The following is a 17402-nucleotide window of genomic DNA, read 5'->3' as shown; positions in this document are numbered from 1 at the left end:
TTATAAAATATTTCTCGTTTATTTCAAGTCAAATTTGGCTTCGCCTAAAAGTTTTCCCTCTTCTGTTTTATAGATAATATTTAATTTCCCTTTAGTCAGGTCTATCAATTCTACGTTTTGAAGCTTCATCGAAAAATCTCGTTTTGTATTAGGTGTATAAACAGCCATTCCACGCACTTTTCCTATTTCTGTGTTTGTTCCATCTGGAGAAATGTGTTCTACACTAAGCTCTCCATAAACTGACATGTTCCCAGTTCGGTTGATGATCAGTGATAAGATAATTTCCTCCTCTTCTTTATTAAGTTCTATTCCACTCAATTCTATTGATGTAGTAGAGGAACCCTCTCTAATTATTACTGGAATGCTAATTCCAAAAACGGTTTTAATATTTATTGAAATCCCATCTGCTTGCTCTGAATTTAATTCTCCAAGTGCAGTTTGTTTTTCAATAGCCCTGAAATAAAGATGAGAGCGGTATTCTCCTTGTTCTAAATTTCCCGTTCTGGTTAATTGAATTCGTACTGTTTGAGCTTCCTTTGGTCCTAAAACTACTTGTCTAGGATAATAACGTAAATAATCTGTCGCAAAACGTTGATCTTCTTCAGGTTCTGTTACTTCTTCAAAATTTCCTTTTTCGGTCATTTTGTATTGGACTATGGAGATTGCGTAAGTGGCAGAATCGGATCCTGTATTTATTAGATTAATTTCTTGTGAACGCTGAGTGCCGTCAAAAACAAGTCTTTTGGGCATAATCATCAAATCTCCTTGGGCGAACCCGGTAGAACTGAATAGAAATAAGATTAATAAGAATGCAGAGGTAGGCTGAAGTAATTTTAATATCATAGTTGGGATTAGATATCTATTTTGTTAAAATGTTATGTTACTGAGGTTCAAATATAAGCAATTGAAAAATGGTAAACCCAGTTTTTAGTTATACGAAACCGTAACGTTAAATCCAGCTGAATTGGTATAATAACCTGGTAACTGATTCGCTTCGAGGTTAAGAGTAGCTCCGATTTTTAAAATATCATCGCCTAAATTTGAAATTCCTGGTAATGGCGTTACTTGAAACTGATTTATGATCATTATCTGATTAGGATTACTTTCATTAAATAAGGTAAGGGATTCTGGTAAACTTATAGAGTAATTATATTCCCCATGAGTAACTACTGCTTCCGCAGCAGATACTTCTCCTGGGATTGCATTAGAAATTTGAACTCCGTTAGCTGTTCTTGTTCCATCTGGAGATAAGATAATTGTACCTGATGTATAACCAGCAATAACATTCCCAAAATTTAGATCTACAGATTTCGAGATTTCAATAGGATCCACTACTAAGGCTCTTGCATTCACATTTGCTGAAGCTGAAGCCTGTGAGTAAGCCTTCCCTAAACAAACAAAAAATAATAATAGTATAAAAATTGATTTCATATAATATTTAATTAGTTGAATGGAAATAGGATAAAACAAAAAAAAAGCCGCCACATGGGCGGCTTTTTATATAGTATGTGTTCTATTTATTCGTAAGCAACTGTAACTTCAACTGTTCCAGTATAAGCTCCCACCTTTTGAGCATTATTAACTACTAATGTACCTCCAACTCTTAACTCCTGTTCTAAACCATCACCAATTCTTTTTGTTGAACCTTCTCTACTATGAGTAAAGGTTACATTCATAGGATCTCCACCAGAACCACCAGCTAAGGTAGAAGGAGGGATGCTAATAGAATAGCTATAAGAACTTGCTGCAGTAATATTAAAAATTGCAGCAGTAATTGGGGTAGCTGAAGTAATAACCATATCGTCATTTGCAAATGATCTGTTACCACCATTGGTTACAGTTACATTACCACCAGTAGCAGTTCCATTAATAGTTCCAAAATTTAAATCACCAACCTTAACAATGGTAATTGGACTTACAATTGCAGCATTTACAACTGCAGATGCAGCATCTTGTGCGAAAGTTGTTCCAGCTATTAAAGCGAACAAAATAAAAGTAATTTTTTTCATATGTAGGTAATTTGGGTTGTTTTATAATAACACTACAAATATGACTTATTATAAATATACCAAAACTAAAAACATTCAATTACTCGTTAAAAGACAATATTATATCGATAAAGTGTAAGCGAGAAGGCCAAGATATAGTAGTAAATGCAAATAAAGTAGGATCAGCCTTCGTTTTTTAAGTTAATATCTCATGGATGAAGACTTATTTATTAGCCTTTTCTGTTAAAACAAGATAATTATTTAAAAAGGTAAGAATTCTATTAATTTTAGAGATAATTGTAAGAATGCTGCTTAGGAACTAAATAGAGAAATGTGTTTATCGAAAGTTGGGTCGCCAACTTTTAATTATAGTTTACTGTAACATTAAATCCACCCTGGTTAATATAGTTCCCTGGGGTTTGATTAGGATTTACTTTAAGAGTTGCGCCAACATTAATAGTTTGCGGTCCTGATGCTAGTGCGTTATCCCCATTAAAATCTGTTGTGAAATTATTGATTACCATAGTTTCAGTCCCGTTAGATAAAACATGGTTATCTCCTGGTAACGTAATTCCATAAGTATAGCCAGGTTCTCCAGTGATTTCAAATGATGCAGCTGAAACTGTTCCTCCATCTGATAACAGTACTTCTCCAGCAGTACTTCTAGTACTATTTGGGCTTAAAGTAACCTCTCCACCATTCTTCGCATCAATGTTGGCAAATTTAAGATCGGATGTTGTAGTAATCCCAATTGGTTGGATAATAGTAACGGAAGCATTAAAAGTGGCTGTCGCTTGTGCAAAGCTCATGCTGGAAAAACATAATAATAATATTAGGATAAGTGCATTTATGTTTTTCATAATAGATAGCATATAAATAAGTAGGTACTCAAATATAGAGAGAACTTTTATTGAAATCGACTAAAGACATTAATAATCGATGAAATACATAAAACTTTAACCTTTCTTTGATCTTTCTATTTTGAATATTTAGACTGATATCTTAGTTAAATAGCTAGCAAACACTTCTTTTATGGATGAAATATCAATATATTCTCATTTTTTAGTGTAGGGTATATTCTTACATTTTAGTGCTTTACTAAGAACGCTGTTGTTACCTCTCATTATGGATTAAATCTAGCTTTCATTATAAGTCAAAGTCAGTACAGTTAATATTTTGTAACTTCTCCTCAAAATTTATATTTAATGAAAAACAATTACAGCACAAGTTTGAATCTTCCACTCACAGATTACGGACTTTTATTCTTACGAATTTGTTTAGCTGCCCTTATGCTTAGACATGGAATTCCTAAATTGATAATGTTATTTAGTTCAGAAGAAATTTCTTTTCTAGATCCCATCGGAATTGGTCAAACAGCTAGCCTAACTTTAGCTGTTTTTGCTGAAGTAATTTGTTCTCTATTAATTACAGTAGGATTAGGGACAAGAATAGCATCAATATTTTTATGCCTCACAATGGCTATCGCCTTTTTTGTTGTTCATGCAAATGATCCTTTTCAAAATAAGGAATTGGCATTGTTCTATCTAGTAGTATATGCCTTTATAGGGATTGTTGGAAGTGGTAAATATGCCTTGGACTATTATTTATTGAAAAGGTAAATATATAATCTTGTGTTAAGGAGATGGTAAAGCCCTTTGAAAACAATAGCTTTAAATAAAATTTATAAAAATGAAAAATTTAGGATTGCTAGCTACTTTAAAAGCTAAAGAAGGGAAAGAAATGGAAGTTGCTAATTTTATAAAGGAGGCAGTGAATTTAGCAAGAAAAGAAGAGAAAACAATAACCTGGTATTCGTTTAAAATAGATGAATCTACTTTCGGAATTTTTGATACTTTTGAAAAAGAATCTGGGAGAGAAGCACATTTAAATGGTGAAATTGCTTCAGCACTTATGGAAAAAGCTTCAGAGTTATTAAGTGAGCCGCCAACTATTAAAAAGATCGAGATACTTTCTGCTGTATAACCATAAGTGTACAAAAATCAAAAAAGGCGTAATACATATTTGTATTACGCCTTTTTATAGGGATAGATTTTAATTTATTCAGAATCCATCATTGCAAAGAATTTATCTAGATTTGGTATTATAACTATTCTAGTTCTTCTATTCTTAGCCATATTTTCTTTATTAGAGTTCTCTACTAAAGGAACATAACTACTTCTTCCTGCAGCAATTAATTTTGCTGGATCTACATTATATTTATCTTGTAAAGCCCTTACAATAGAGGTAGACCTTCTTACACTTAAATCCCAGTTGTCTTGAATATGAGATCCAGGTACCATAGTTTGAGAATCTGTATGACCTTCTACCATTACTTCCATGCTAGGTTCAGAATTAATTACTTCTGCTAATTTTTTCATTAATCCATCAGCTTTGTTATTCAATCTATAGCTACCACTTCTAAAAAGTAATTTATCAGAAACATTTATCATAACTACAGTCTTGTCAACAGTAATTTGAACATCATCACTTTGTGAATCATCAGTGATAGATTGTTTTAAATTATAGGAAACTGCAAGATTAATGGAATCTTCAAGAGAAGTAGCTTGGCTTAATTCACTTTGATCTACTTTTGCTAAAGTAGCTCTCATTTGTTGTTTAGTTTTATTGGACATCACGGTAAGATCGTTCATCTCCATTTTTTCGTCATTAGATTCTTTTAAAGAATTGATCTTCGCATTATAATCTGCAACACGAGCTTCAATAGCATCTAATTTTGCCTGCGCTTCTTCTTTCTCTATGGCAGTACGCTGTAAATTGCTTTGAGTGTTAGATAATTCAGTTTCAAGTTCTACATATTTTTTCTTAGAGACACAAGAACTGAACATAGCTAGAGACAATACGCTTACTAATACTGTTTTTTTCATATTATAGTTTTAATTTAAAGGTCCTTAGTTACTTGTTAATATTTTTATTCTGGTTTATTCATAGACCCTGTTGATTCTTATTGCGATAACAGTGCCAGTGCACATGTCCAAAATTCTTTAATGCCATATTTAGTTCTTTTTAAAACACTAAAATATTTTTATAAATAGTTGTAAATCATAATATTATGGTATTTCTTTTATAATATTTTGATGCTTTTTAAGGTACTTGTTAATGTCATTCTTGGAAAAATTTGTGCATTCTTTTCTGTGGAAAATTTAAATTATGTGGGAAAAATTACCACAGATGTACTAAAATCGTACTCCTATTAGTAAAGAGAAACTATGCCAAATTCTGGAAATATGGTAATTAGCATCTACTGGCTTGTAATTTTTATGGGATTTCCTCTAATAACCACAATAGAGCTGCAGTAAGAAAATCTTCTTTAACAAAAAATTATTAGTAGCCATCCAAAATTAAAGAGTTCAATTCTTTAATATACTCTGTTTATAAATTAAATTTGGAGTTCAAGCATAAGAAAGATTGGAAAAGGAAGTAAAGAAAGAGAAAAGTAAAAATAAATTCCTAAGAGTAGTTGGCTGGATATTTTTAAGTCTCCTAATTCTAATAATTACCATTTTACTTTTTATCCGAAGTCCTTGGGGACAGGGGATTATCGTTAATAAGCTTGTTTCTTATATTTCAGACAAAACGAATACTATTGTTCGTTTAGACAAAGCGTTCATTACATTTTCCGGCGATATTCAAATAGAAGGTCTATATCTGGAAGATAAGAACGGGGATACCTTAATTTATTCTAAAATACTGGACGCCGATATTCCATTCATGCCCTTAATTAAGGGAAGTGGAGTAGTTGTTAACTCTCTAGATTGGGAGGGACTTAAAGCCAATATTATAAGAAAAGATTCTTTAGATGGTTTTAATTATCAATTCTTAGTTGATGCCTTTGCCACTACCGACAGCACAGTAGTGGATACTTCTACCGCTTCTGATCCTATGAGCTTAAAATTAGGTGATTTCAAATTCAATGATTTTAAAATATCTTTTAAAGATCAGGTTGGTGGAATTGAAGCTGATCTTCATATAGAAGAATTTCTTTTGGAAATGGAAGAGACCAATATGGAGAACATGAGGTTTAACATCTCTAAAGCTCGATTAAGAAATTCTTCTATTGTTTATATACAAACTAAACCTTTTCCAGAGTCGGAGGAAGAATCTTCATCTCCAATGCCGTTTATTATTTTAAAGGGTTTAGAAATAGAAAATGTTTCTACCTATTATAGTTCTGCACCAGATGGCTTGGCTGCCAAATTAGATATAGGTCAATTAAAGACTTCTATTCCAAAAATGGATCTTCAAAATAATATAGTTCTAATTGAAGATCTTCTTTTAAAGGAATCGGATATTATTTTAGAAGTCAATTCTATTGCTGACGAAAAAGTACGGGAAGTTCCTCAAGACATCGAAAAATCTTTGGAAGAATTTGCTTGGCCAAATTGGGATGTTCAGGTCAATAAGGTTTCTTTCATTGCTGATGAATTTACATATCTGGTAGATGGAGCTAAGATTCAGGCTGAAACTTACAATGCAAATGCTCTGGCAGTTTCTAATCTTAATTTTGAAGCAACTAATATTTATTTAAAAAATGAAACTGTAGGTGCTTCAATTGATAAACTCACATTTGAGGAAAGTTCAGGGTTAAATCTTAGAGAACTCAAGGGAAATTTAGAGGTTACAGATACTAATTTAAATTTAAACAGTCTTCAACTTAAATTGAATGACAATGTAATAGATGGAAATGCTGCTCTTGCATATAAAAGTATTACACAGCTTATCAATACTCCTGAAGAAATCGATCTAAATGCAGAAATTTCGAATTTCGCAGTAGACATGAAGGATCTATTTGTTTATATGCCCGAGTTGAAAAAGAATGAATATATAAAGGCATTAAGTGCCAAAAATTTATCTGGACAATTTAATATAGATGGATCTGGTAAAGGTTTAAGTGTTTCTAATGCTTCTATTAATTGGGGAAATAGTACTTCATTATATGCAAATGGGACTATTTCTAATCCCATGGATGTAGATAATTTAAGCTACAACTTCAGTAATGTGAATTTTAGATCTATACGAAAGGATTTAAATAGCTTTGTGAAGGAGGAAGATCTAGGAATAGAAATACCAAATTCAGTATCATTGAAAGGAAGTTTTTCTGGAGACTTAAGCTCATTAAAGACCAATTCTTATTTAACTACTTCCAATGGTGATATCAAGATGATTGGTGATTTTAATTTTGAAAATGAAATTTCTTTCAATGCCCAATTTGAAACTATAAAGCTAAATCTTGGGAATTTGCTCAAAATGGATAATTTAGGCACCTTAGATCTTAAAATCACTACAAGTGGGAATGGGAAAGATCTAAATCATTTAAATGCCAATTTAGATGCTACTATTACCGACCTATCCTTAAATAATTATAGCATTAAAGATCTCAAGATTAATGGGGAGTTTTTGGATGGGGAGGGACCAGTTACTGCTAATTATAAAGATGAGAATTTAGATATTGCCCTTAATGGCTATGTGAATTTAGATACAATCGCTAGTCAAATTGATATGGATATTGATGTAAAAGGTGCCAATCTAAATGCCCTAGGCTTTACTGAAAAACAAATAACAAGCGCGCTGAAAATAAATGCAACTTTTAAAGGGGATTTAGAGACTTACAAAATAAATGCTGCAGTGACCGATGGATTAGCAATTTATGATAATCAATCTTATTTACTTGGGGATGTAGGACTATCTGCTTATGTATTGCCAGATTCCACTTCTTTAGATATAAATAATAAAATGCTAGATCTTACTTTAAGATCTAATGCAAACCCTGCAGACCTTTCTGCCTCACTACAAACACATTTTACAAGTTATTTACATCCAGAAAAAATTAGAGATACCGCTGTAAATCCAGTCTCTGTAATAGTTCGAGGAAAAATTATAGATGCTCCAATCTTAAGTGATGTGTTTGTAACCAGATTAACAGAGTTGGACACCATCAATGTCAAAATGGATTTTAGTGAAAAGGAACGAACTCTGATTGGATCTGTAAATATACCTTATATAGATTTTTGGGGAACAGAGATAGATAGCCTTGCTTTCAACATAAATTCTGACGCGTCAGACCTTAAATTCGATTTTGGACTGAATTCTCTCACCGCCGGACCTTTAGCAATTAAGAAGACACTTCTGGACGGGCGAATAACCGACAGGAAATTATTTATGGATTTTAGTTCATATAATGATGATAAGCAACTAGTGCATATGAAAACAGAGATATTTGAAGCTAACGATATCTTATACTTGCATATAGTGCCAGATAATATTATTCTCAACCAACAAGCTTGGGAGATCCCAGCAACAAATGAAGTTTCTTTTTATGAAAATAGAATTCAATTTAAAGATTTTTCTTTCTCTCATGAGAATCAACTAGTTGATTTTTATTCAGATAAATTTGGAATTGCAAAGGAGCATATAGGAGTAAATTTTAAAAATTTCACTTTGCAAACATTCCTTAGCTATTTAAACCCAGATGAATATCTGGCTAAAGGTATCATGAGCGGAGATCTATTGATTGAAGATCCATTTCTTGAGACAGGAATTTTAGCAGATCTGGAAATTTTAGATCTTGAAGTTTTAGGAGCACCACTTGGCAGGCTAACACTAGATGCAAAATCTATTGGAAACAATAGCTACGATTTTAACTTAGCAGTAAAAGATGGAAATGTAGACTTAGATGTAACTGGGGATTATTTGGCTAACGAAGTTGCAGCGAAGTTGAATTTAGACTTAAGTCTTAATAAATTTAATATGATTGCACTGGATGGCTTGTCTGGTGGAGAGATCACGAATGGGAAAGGATATATTTCAGGAAAGATGAAGGTGAGTGGAACAACCCTAGAACCACAATATAATGGAGAATTCAACTTCAACAATGCCCAGTTTGAGGTGTCAATGTTAAATGCTAACTTTCTATTTGAAAATGAATTGTTGAAACTTGACAATAAGGGAATCTACTTTAATAATTTTAAGATCCAGGATGAAAATAGTAACTCCTTCGTAATGGATGGTTCAATTCTTACTGAAACCTATTTAAATCCTAGCTTCGATCTAAATTTTGTTGCTAATAATTTCAAAGTCCTGAATTCTACTAAAGAAGATAATGATTTATTTTATGGAGTTGCGAGTTTTGATGCAAAAGCTAAATTAACTGGAGATCTCTTGTTACCGAAATTGGATTTAGACCTAAAAGTTGGGCCAGATACAAATATTACTTATGTTGTACCAGAAGCAGCATTGGATATTGTAGAGCGAGATGGAGTTGTGATTTTTGTAAATAGAGAAGATCCAGATGATATTTTAACTAAAACCAAAGAAGAATCTGTGGTAATCTCTGGATATGAAGTAAACGCGAATATTTCAATTAATGATGAGGCTGTTTTCAATATGATAGTAGATCAGGAAACTGGGGACAATCTAGCAGCATCTGGAGAGGGAGATCTGCTTTTTAGTATCCTTCCAAATGGAAGAACAACTTTATCTGGCCGAATAGACATTAGTTCTGGGCATTATGAAATGAGTCTTTATAATTTGGTGAAAAGACGTTTTGAAATTGTGGATGGTAGTACAATAACCTGGTCTGGAGATCCTTACGATGCCAATTTAAATGCTAGTGCAGTTTATAAAGTAGAAACCTCAGCCAGCAGTTTAATGGCCGCGCAGCTCTCCGGAGCAGATCAGAGAGACCAAAATAGATTTAGACAAGAACTAGATTTCCTAGTTTACTTAAATGTAGATGGAGAATTAATGCAACCTGTGCTAACATTTAATTTGGATATGCCTGAAGATGAGCAAGGTGCTATAGGGGGTGAAGTTTATGGAAGAGTCCAACAATTAAATAAACAAGAAGGGGAGTTAAACAAACAAGTATTCTCTTTATTAGTATTGAACAAATTCTTCCCAGAATCTGGAACTGATAGTAGTGGTGGTGGAGTAGCAACAGTGGCTCGTGATAACCTAAATCAGGCACTCTCAGATCAGTTAAACTTACTATCGAATAAAATACTTGGAAAATCTGGATTAGAGCTGGATTTTGGATTGGATAGTTTTACAGATTACCAGGGAGCAAATCCTGAAGATAGAACTCAATTGGAAGTGGCAGCGCAAAAGAAACTACTAGATGATAGATTAATTGTTAGAGTGGGAAGTAATGTTGATATTCAAGGTAGTGATCAAAGTGGAGAAAGCAATGCAATTATAGGTAATGTGAGTTTGGAATATCTGCTAACTGAGAACGGAAGATTTAGGCTTAAAGGTTTTAGAGTGAATAGATTTGATAATGTTATAGATGGTCAACTTATAGTAAGTGGTATTGCACTTATTTTCACACAAGAATTTAATAAGTTCAAAGAGTTATTTGAAAAAGCCATAATTGATGAAGCTAAGAGAGATGAAAAGAAATAACATATTTAATACATTCTTTGGGATGTTTTCAATTCTTAAAGTTAGTAGTTTGCTACTATTATTAGGCTTTATCTTTAGTTGTAGTGTTGAAAAATATATTCCTGAAGATAAACTTTTATATGCTGGTGCTAATGTTGAATTTAGTACCAAAATAGATACCATTAGGGATATAGAGACTATTAAAACAGAATTAGAAAAAGTTTTAAAACCAGTTAAGAATAAAGAGTTTTTAGGAATGCGACCGGGACTTTATTTTCATTATAAAGCTCAAAAAGAGAAGCCTGGTTTCATTAATAAATTCCTGAACAAGAAATTTGGGGAGGAACCTGTATATTCTACAAGAATAGACCAGGCACAAACTGAAAGTTTAATATTAAATAGATTAGAAAATAGAGGATTCTTTTTTAGTGAAGTTACTTCAAGAGTAGAAAAAGATTCTATCGAGAAAGAGGCAAGGGTAGATTATAGTGTAAGGTTATCACAACCATATCTTATGGAGCAATACAAGATAGATTCAGATAGTTCCCTAGTCTATGAAGACATTGCCGCTGGAATATCAAATACTGAACTAAAAAAAGGTATGAGATATGATCTTTCCGAATTAAAAAAAGAAAGAGTGCGAATAGATCTTGATTTAAAGCAGAGAGGTTATTATAATTTTGGTCCAGGCCTTTTGATTTTTGAAGCAGATACTAATCAATATTCAAATAAAAGATTTGATATTTTTTTACGTTTAAAAAAGGATGTACCTAAAAGCACGATTGTTCCTTACAAAATAAGTAAGGTTAATATCTTTCCCAACCATGTGATAGGTAACGACAGTATTCTTAAAGATACCATTCGGTTTGCTGAAAAGAACTTTATTCAAGATGTTGAATATTTCAAACCTAATAAATTAGATCCTTTTTTATTAATTGAAGAAGGACAATATTTTAGTCCCAGCAATTCTAGCGCGACTAGTAGGCGTTTGTCCACCATTGGCGCATATAAATTTGTGAATATTAGATATGATGAAATAGACTCACTTTCTACAGATAGTTTAGGGATTCTGGAAGCGAATATCTTCCTGTCTCCTTTAAATAAAAGAGCAATAAGAGCAGAACTGCAGGCAGTTACCAAATCTAATAATTTTGCCGGTCCTAATTTAGCCCTAACTTATGTAAACCGTAACCTTTTTAAAGGTGGAGAAATTTTGAATTTAACCGCGAAATTTGGGTATGAGTTTCAACTTGCAAAAGGAAATCAATCTGGATTTAATAGTTTAGAGTTTGGAATAGGAGCAGATCTTATTTATCCAAGATTGTTGTTTCCAATATCTATTAGTAAAGACTTTTTTAAGTATGCCATCCCAAAAACCAAGATTAGCCTAGGAGCAGATTACTTAACAAGAACTAATCTATTTAGTCTTATGTCATTTTATGGAAGCTTCGGTTACTATTGGAATGCCAACAAATATATCACGCACGAATTTAATCCAATAGCTGTTAATTACGTTAAACTAGCAAATACAACACAAGCATTTGATGATATTTTAACTGCAAATCCTTTTCTAAAAACTAGTTTTGATCAGCAATTTATAGCTGGTCTTACGTATACCTTTACCTATAATGGAATGGTAGATATCGCAAAAACTCATCAAGTCTTTACAAGTTTTAATGTAGATATCGCAGGAAACACATTGGATCTTGTTAGTTCCAGTTCAGATGATGGTGAACCTAAAAAGTTTGCAGGACTTGAATATGCTCAATATGCAAAAGCTGATATAGATTTTAGGTATCATTTTAATTTTGCCAAAGAGCAAAAGATTGCAACTAGATTATTTGCAGGACTGGGAATGCCTTATGGGAATTCGGATGTTATGCCGTATACAAGACAATATTTCTCTGGCGGACCTTATAGTGTTAGAGCATTTAAAACAAGATCATTAGGTCCTGGAACTTATGTGCCAGAAGAATCTGAAGATAACCTTTCCTATTTTGATCAGACTGGAAATATTAGATTGGAAGCCAATGTAGAATATCGTTTTCCAATTTATTCTTTTTTTAAAGGTGCTTTATTTGCAGATGCAGGCAATGTATGGAATACCAATGATTCTTTAGAAGGTGGTAAATTTAGTAGTGATTTTATTAACGAGCTTGGAATTGGAGTAGGAGCAGGACTAAGAATAGATATTCAAAGTTTTGTAATTAGGTTCGATCTTGCTACTGCGGTAAAAAGACCAACAGATGGAAAGCAATTTAATTTTGATTACCAAAATCCAGTACTAAACTTTGCAATAGGATATCCTTTTTAATGTTGAAGTTTAACGCCGTATGCTAAATCTCCAGCATCTCCCAAACCTGGAACAATATAACCTTTATCATTCAATTCTTTATCTACAGTTGCTATCCAAAGCCTTGTGTCTTCAGGGAAATGTTCAGCAATATGAGTGATACCTTCCTCAGAACCTATTACTGAAGCCAGATGTATTTGCTTTGGAGTTCCCATAGATTTCAAAGCCTTATAAACGTTTACAAAAGAACGTCCTGTAGCCAACATGGGATCAGCTAAGATTAAAATTTTATTATCTAAAGAAGGAGAAGCTAAATATTCTACCTTAATTTCAAACTCTGTTTCAGAAATTTGATGTCTATATGCAGAAATAAATGTATTTTCAGCTCTGTCAAAATAATTCAATAATCCTTGATGTAGCGGTAAACCAGCTCTAAGAATGGAGCAGATAACAACATCTTCTTCGGGAATATTACATTTTGAGATCCCTAAAGGGGTTTTGATATCTACATTATTGTAGCAAAGGGATTTGCTTAATTCATAACCTAAAACTTCCCCTATTCTCTCAATATTTCTACGAAATCTCATTCTGTCAGATTGAATAGATACATCCCTTAATTCTGATATAAATTTATTTAGTATAGATTGTTGTTTGCCTAGATTGATAACTTGCATGGAAAGATTTTTTTGATAAATTTAAGCAGAATTTTTAGTTAGGTCCTTATTCATCCATATAATATCTGATTTTTATATTCATGGTGCTATTTTTGATATTATGATTTTTCTAATAATTACTTAATTTCATTAAATGAAAATATATTTATTTTTTTTCTTATTTATTATTAGTTCTAGTTTTGTGTTTTCTCAAGAAACACCAATTAAATCTACCCCTATTGAGCGTGCGGGGACTTCATTTCCACCTCCTTCTGAAGGATCTGCAATTCCTACTACAAAATCTGCTAATCCATTTTTTAAGGCTAAAGAGAGAACTTCTAATTTACCTTCAGAGAAAAAGGAAAATTTTAGTATGAAAACCGGCAATGATCTGTTAACTGCTGGAGATTATATCGAAAAAAAATGGACTGAAGATAAGAGGATTAGTGAAGAATTTAGAAAAGACCAATATTTAGGTGATTTTAAAACAAGTGGAAGTTATGTCGAGGTTTTGTGTAGAGATTATCAATATGTAGATGGAGATAAAGTAAGGGTATATGTAAATGGCAAAATGATAGAATCGGTTATTCAATTACAGGCAAATTACACACCAATTTTAGTGAAGTTGGAAAGCGGTTTTAATACGATTGAGATTGAGGCGCTGAATCAAGGGAGTTCAGGACCAAATACCGCGGCATTCAAAATATATGGTGATCAAGGGGAATTAATAACTACAAACGAATGGAATTTGCTCACAGGAGCTAAAGCCAGTGTGATAGTAGTTAAGCAATAATTAAAATATAAAAACAGTTTAGAATTTAAAAAAGCCACAAATAAAGAAATTTGTGGCTTTTTTTCGGGTTTACAAACTATTTAATCGTCTGCGATATCTTCTAATCTTTTTACTTTAGATATGGTATTTTGTATTTCGTGTAACTGGCTAGTTAACACTGTTTTTACATTAGGAGGAAAATGACCTTTGCTCAATTTTTCCTCATATTCTTTAGCACTAGCTTTTTCGCCTCTAATGCATTCTTCCAAAACAGATTCATCATCATTTCCAGAAAGGGCAGTCTTTATATCTATCCAAGTTCGGTGTAGACTTCCAGTAGTACTACCTTCTTTTACCTTTGGATGAGCATTCAGATCATGAAGCTCTTTTTCTATTTCGGTTTTAAATCTGCTTCTTATCACAGCTTGTTGCTTAAAGAATTGTTTAAGACTTGGATTCTTTGCATCCTCTAATGCTTTTTTAAAGCCTTTTTCCGCGTCATAATTTTTCTCTAAAAGTTCATTAAGGTTATTTACAACTTCATCATGACTTTCTTCTCTTGCTTCTTCTCTGGTTGTTTTCATATTTTTATTTTTGTTAATTATATAAACTTTTATAAAGATACTATGATAATTATCGAAAAAAAATAACCAAAATCATATTTTGCAATGGTTTAACACTATATGTTAAGAAGTTGAAAATTATTAAGGAATTCTTCAATTGAAATAAAAAACTTTTTAATGTTAGTGTGTTGATCTAATTATTAACGAAATTAGTAATACTTTCTAGGCTTATATATTAGTTGTTTACTTAATAAACATGATTATGAAAAAAGTTCTTATTTGTATAGATTATAATCCAACTTCAGAAATTGTAGCAGATGCTGGATATCAACTTTCTAAATATTTAAATGCTGAAGTTTGCCTGCTCCATGTAATAGCAGATTTACAATATTATGGTGTTCAATATCCTACATTTATGGGTTATGATGGCTATGATGCGGAAGTAGATTTAAATATTAATAAGGAAATGAATAAGGTTGCAGAAAATTTTTTGAGCACTGTAAGAAATCACCTTAATGATAGCAAGGTAGAAACTAAAGTAGTTGAAGGAAGTACTGCAAATGTGATATTAGAATATGCAACTTTATGGAAGGCAGACACCATTGTTATTGGCACACATAGTCATAATATTCTAGAGAAAATTTTTATTGGAGACGTTGCTTCGCAAGTTCTAAAAAACACGAGGGTTCCTGTATATATGGTTCCCACTAAAAATAAAGCTTAGATATTATAATTAGTAAAAGGTTATAAGAAAATATGGACGAAGTAAAACTATATATAGAATACGTTGCAAAAGGTCTGGAAGCCATAGGCGTCATTATTATTTCCATTGGAGCTTTAATAGCAATATCTCGTTTTCTTTTCTCTCAATTAAAATTTAAAAATCATTTGTATACTAGATTAAGACGTGAACTCGGTAAAGCAATTTTATTAGGTCTAGAAGTACTAGTTGCAGCAGATATTATTGCAACTGTTGTTACAGAACCTACCCTTAAGCGAGTTTTTACCCTTGGAGTGATCGTTCTTATAAGAACCTTTTTAAGCATCTCTCTACAAGTTGAAATAGAAGGAAAATTTCCGTGGCAAACCAAAAATATTGAATCCGAGACAACTTCCAGCTAAAACCTCCAAGTTCTAAATAATCAATCTCCCTTTTTTAAGGATTACTAATTTATATCCAGATATGGATTAAATTTTACTTATCTTTAATATCCTGAAAATCAACTAATTCCCTCCATAACCTCACGAATATATTTCCCCACAATTTAGAACTTTCATAATGAGTAACAATCATTTTGAACGTTAGGCTTATCAAATTCAATTTTATTAATAAATAATTTAGATATGGAGTTAACGGGAACAGTAAATACCAGTATGAAGGAGGTATTATCAAAAGAGATTAAAGGTCAAATTATTTTTCCAGATGATAAAGATTATGAGGAATCCAGAAAGCTATACAATGGAATGATCAATAAGCATCCTGGTGTGATTATTAAATGTATAGATACCGCCGATGTAATTTCAGCTGTGAATTTTGCGAGAGATAATAAATTACTACTTGCAATAAGAGGAGGCGGTCATAATGGAGGTGGGCTCGCGTCATGTGATGGGGGAATGGTCATAGATCTTTCTGAGATCAAATTTGTACGTGTTAATGCTGAAGATAATACGGTAATTGTAGGTGCAGGTAATTTATGGGGAGAAGTGGATCATGCCACACATGCCTTTGGATTAGCCATTCCATCTGGAATAATTTCATCTACTGGAGTTGCTGGTCTTACCTTAGGCGGTGGTGTTGGTTATTTGGCAAGAAAGTATGGTTTAACTATAGATAGCCTTTTAGAAGTAGATATAGTTATGGCAGATGGTACTTATCTCACTGTGAATAACCATCAATACCCAGATCTTTTTTGGGGAATTCGTGGGGGTGGAGGAAATTTCGGAATTATCACCTCTTTTAAATTTCAAGGGCATCCTGTAAAAACAGTTTTTGGAGGTCCTACATTATGGCCTATAGACCAAGTGGAAGAAGTAATGGAATGGTACGATGCATTTATCGAAACTGCAGAAGAAGATCTAAATGGGTTTATTGCAACTATGATAATTCCAGGACCACCTTTTCCAGAATTCCTTCATAATAAACAATTCTGCGGAATTGTTTGGTGTTATTTAGGTGACAAAAAAAATGCGGAAGATGTATTTAAGCCTATAAGAGAAATGAAACCTATTTTTGAACACTTAGGAGAGATGCCTTACCCTGCAATTCAAACTCTTTTTGATGGCTTATTCCCACCGGGATTGCAATGGTATTGGAGAGCAGACTTTTTTAATGAATTAGGTCCAGAATTAAGAAAGCAGCATAAGAAATTCGGATCTCAAATTCCAACTCCTTTATCTCAAATGCATCTATACCCTATTAATGGAGCCGCAAGTAGAAAAAAGAACGCTGAAACTGCCTGGGCTTATCGAGATGCAAAATATGCTGGAGTGATAGTAGGAGTAGACCCTGATCCCGCCAATGCTGTTAAAATTACTAAGTGGTGTAAAGATTACTGGGAAGCACTTCACCCACATTCTGCAGGCGGTGCATATTCTAATTTTTTAATGAATGAGGGTGAAGAACGAGTAAAAGCTAGTTATAAAGGGAACTACGATAGGTTAGTGGAAATTAAAAGAAAGTACGATCCTAAAAATTTATTTAGAGTAAATCAGAATATTAAACCTTAATACTATTAC

Annotated in this window: 15 protein-coding genes; 8 read left to right on the top strand and 7 right to left on the bottom strand. The window is 32.6% G+C overall.

The window, feature by feature from the left end; genetic code table 11:
* Positions 1–18 precede the first annotated feature (18 nt).
* The 4 genes from I130_RS15625 to I130_RS15610 all read right to left on the bottom strand — a co-directional run bounded on the left by I130_RS15625 (position 19) and on the right by I130_RS15610 (position 2848).
* Positions 19–843 carry a molecular chaperone gene (locus I130_RS15625; protein WP_034925420.1) on the bottom strand — a complete coding sequence of 275 codons (825 nt, stop codon included), beginning with the start codon at positions 841–843 and terminating at the stop codon, positions 19–21.
* A gap of 84 nt (positions 844–927) precedes the next feature.
* Positions 928–1431: a DUF4402 domain-containing protein gene (locus I130_RS15620; protein WP_034925417.1), complete on the bottom strand. Its 504-nt coding sequence runs from the start codon at positions 1429–1431 to the stop codon at positions 928–930.
* Between the two features lie 86 nt (positions 1432–1517).
* Positions 1518–2009, bottom strand: a complete 492-nt coding sequence (locus I130_RS15615) for a DUF4402 domain-containing protein (RefSeq protein WP_051119746.1) — start codon at positions 2007–2009, stop codon at positions 1518–1520.
* 341 nt (positions 2010–2350) lie between these two features.
* The gene (locus I130_RS15610; protein ID WP_034925414.1) at positions 2351–2848 is read right to left on the bottom strand and encodes a DUF4402 domain-containing protein; all 498 of its coding nucleotides are present in this window, start codon (positions 2846–2848) and stop codon (positions 2351–2353) included.
* A gap of 345 nt (positions 2849–3193) precedes the next feature.
* Here I130_RS15610 and I130_RS15605 point away from each other — a divergent pair, with 345 nt between their 5' ends.
* Both I130_RS15605 and I130_RS15600 read left to right on the top strand, forming a co-directional pair.
* Complete coding sequence (locus I130_RS15605) at positions 3194–3607, top strand: DoxX family protein (protein WP_034925411.1); 414 nt, start codon at positions 3194–3196, stop codon at positions 3605–3607.
* Between the two features lie 70 nt (positions 3608–3677).
* Positions 3678–3971: a putative quinol monooxygenase gene (locus I130_RS15600; protein ID WP_034925406.1), complete on the top strand. Its 294-nt coding sequence runs from the start codon at positions 3678–3680 to the stop codon at positions 3969–3971.
* 74 nt (positions 3972–4045) lie between these two features.
* On the opposite strand, the gene I130_RS15595 is transcribed toward I130_RS15600, so the two are convergent.
* Complete coding sequence (locus tag I130_RS15595; protein WP_034925404.1) at positions 4046–4873, bottom strand: flagellar motor protein MotB; 828 nt, start codon at positions 4871–4873, stop codon at positions 4046–4048.
* Between the two features lie 541 nt (positions 4874–5414).
* Between I130_RS15595 and I130_RS15590 the strand changes: the two genes are divergently transcribed.
* Positions 5415–10406: a translocation/assembly module TamB domain-containing protein gene (locus I130_RS15590; RefSeq protein ID WP_034925401.1), complete on the top strand. Its 4992-nt coding sequence runs from the start codon at positions 5415–5417 to the stop codon at positions 10404–10406.
* Positions 10407–10428: 22 nt separating this feature from the next.
* A complete protein-coding gene (locus tag I130_RS15585; protein WP_034925729.1) occupies positions 10429–12699 on the top strand; it encodes a BamA/TamA family outer membrane protein in 2271 nt (756 codons plus the stop codon).
* Here I130_RS15585 and upp read toward each other — a convergent pair.
* Positions 12696–13352 carry a uracil phosphoribosyltransferase gene (gene upp, locus I130_RS15580; RefSeq protein WP_034925399.1) on the bottom strand — a complete coding sequence of 219 codons (657 nt, stop codon included), beginning with the start codon at positions 13350–13352 and terminating at the stop codon, positions 12696–12698. The genes I130_RS15585 and upp overlap by 4 nt on opposite strands.
* A 133-nt stretch (positions 13353–13485) precedes the next feature.
* On the opposite strand from upp, the gene I130_RS15575 reads away from it, so the two are divergent.
* Positions 13486–14124, top strand: coding sequence for a hypothetical protein (locus I130_RS15575; RefSeq protein ID WP_034925396.1), 639 nt, complete (start codon positions 13486–13488; stop codon positions 14122–14124).
* Between the two features lie 80 nt (positions 14125–14204).
* Here the strand turns inward: I130_RS15575 and I130_RS15570 are convergent, their stop codons facing one another.
* Positions 14205–14687 carry a ferritin-like domain-containing protein gene (locus I130_RS15570; protein WP_034925392.1) on the bottom strand — a complete coding sequence of 161 codons (483 nt, stop codon included), beginning with the start codon at positions 14685–14687 and terminating at the stop codon, positions 14205–14207.
* Positions 14688–14928: 241 nt separating this feature from the next.
* On the opposite strand from I130_RS15570, the gene I130_RS15565 reads away from it, so the two are divergent.
* The 3 genes from I130_RS15565 (at position 14929) to I130_RS15555 (ending at position 17393) form a co-directional block, all read left to right on the top strand.
* Positions 14929–15390 carry a universal stress protein gene (locus I130_RS15565; RefSeq protein WP_034925389.1) on the top strand — a complete coding sequence of 154 codons (462 nt, stop codon included), beginning with the start codon at positions 14929–14931 and terminating at the stop codon, positions 15388–15390.
* 32 nt (positions 15391–15422) lie between these two features.
* A complete protein-coding gene (locus I130_RS15560) occupies positions 15423–15788 on the top strand; it encodes a DUF1622 domain-containing protein (RefSeq protein WP_034925386.1) in 366 nt (121 codons plus the stop codon).
* Positions 15789–16010: 222 nt separating this feature from the next.
* The gene (locus I130_RS15555; protein WP_034925383.1) at positions 16011–17393 is read left to right on the top strand and encodes an FAD-binding oxidoreductase; all 1383 of its coding nucleotides are present in this window, start codon (positions 16011–16013) and stop codon (positions 17391–17393) included.
* Positions 17394–17402: the final 9 nt, after the last annotated feature.

This window comes from Gillisia sp. CAL575 (assembly GCF_000403785.1).
Lineage (GTDB): Bacteria > Bacteroidota > Bacteroidia > Flavobacteriales > Flavobacteriaceae > Gillisia.
This window is presented reverse-complemented; position numbering and strand designations above follow the sequence as displayed.

Excerpts from the sequence above, each read along its gene's own strand:
- I130_RS15560 (WP_034925386.1), top strand. The coding sequence starts at position 15,423 with ATGGACGAAGTAAAACTATATATAGAATACGTTGCAAAAGGTCTGGAA.
- I130_RS15605 (WP_034925411.1), top strand. The coding sequence starts at position 3,194 with ATGAAAAACAATTACAGCACAAGTTTGAATCTTCCACTCACAGATTAC.
- I130_RS15620 (WP_034925417.1), bottom strand. The coding sequence starts at position 1,431 with ATGAAATCAATTTTTATACTATTATTATTTTTTGTTTGTTTAGGGAAG.
- I130_RS15600 (WP_034925406.1), top strand. The coding sequence starts at position 3,678 with ATGAAAAATTTAGGATTGCTAGCTACTTTAAAAGCTAAAGAAGGGAAA.
- I130_RS15570 (WP_034925392.1), bottom strand. The coding sequence starts at position 14,687 with ATGAAAACAACCAGAGAAGAAGCAAGAGAAGAAAGTCATGATGAAGTT.
- I130_RS15575 (WP_034925396.1), top strand. The coding sequence starts at position 13,486 with ATGAAAATATATTTATTTTTTTTCTTATTTATTATTAGTTCTAGTTTT.
- I130_RS15585 (WP_034925729.1), top strand. The coding sequence starts at position 10,429 with ATGTTTTCAATTCTTAAAGTTAGTAGTTTGCTACTATTATTAGGCTTT.
- I130_RS15595 (WP_034925404.1), bottom strand. The coding sequence starts at position 4,873 with ATGAAAAAAACAGTATTAGTAAGCGTATTGTCTCTAGCTATGTTCAGT.
- I130_RS15565 (WP_034925389.1), top strand. The coding sequence starts at position 14,929 with ATGAAAAAAGTTCTTATTTGTATAGATTATAATCCAACTTCAGAAATT.
- I130_RS15610 (WP_034925414.1), bottom strand. The coding sequence starts at position 2,848 with ATGAAAAACATAAATGCACTTATCCTAATATTATTATTATGTTTTTCC.
- I130_RS15615 (WP_051119746.1), bottom strand. The coding sequence starts at position 2,009 with ATGAAAAAAATTACTTTTATTTTGTTCGCTTTAATAGCTGGAACAACT.
- I130_RS15625 (WP_034925420.1), bottom strand. The coding sequence starts at position 843 with ATGATATTAAAATTACTTCAGCCTACCTCTGCATTCTTATTAATCTTA.
- upp (WP_034925399.1), bottom strand. The coding sequence starts at position 13,352 with ATGCAAGTTATCAATCTAGGCAAACAACAATCTATACTAAATAAATTT.
- I130_RS15555 (WP_034925383.1), top strand. The coding sequence starts at position 16,011 with ATGGAGTTAACGGGAACAGTAAATACCAGTATGAAGGAGGTATTATCA.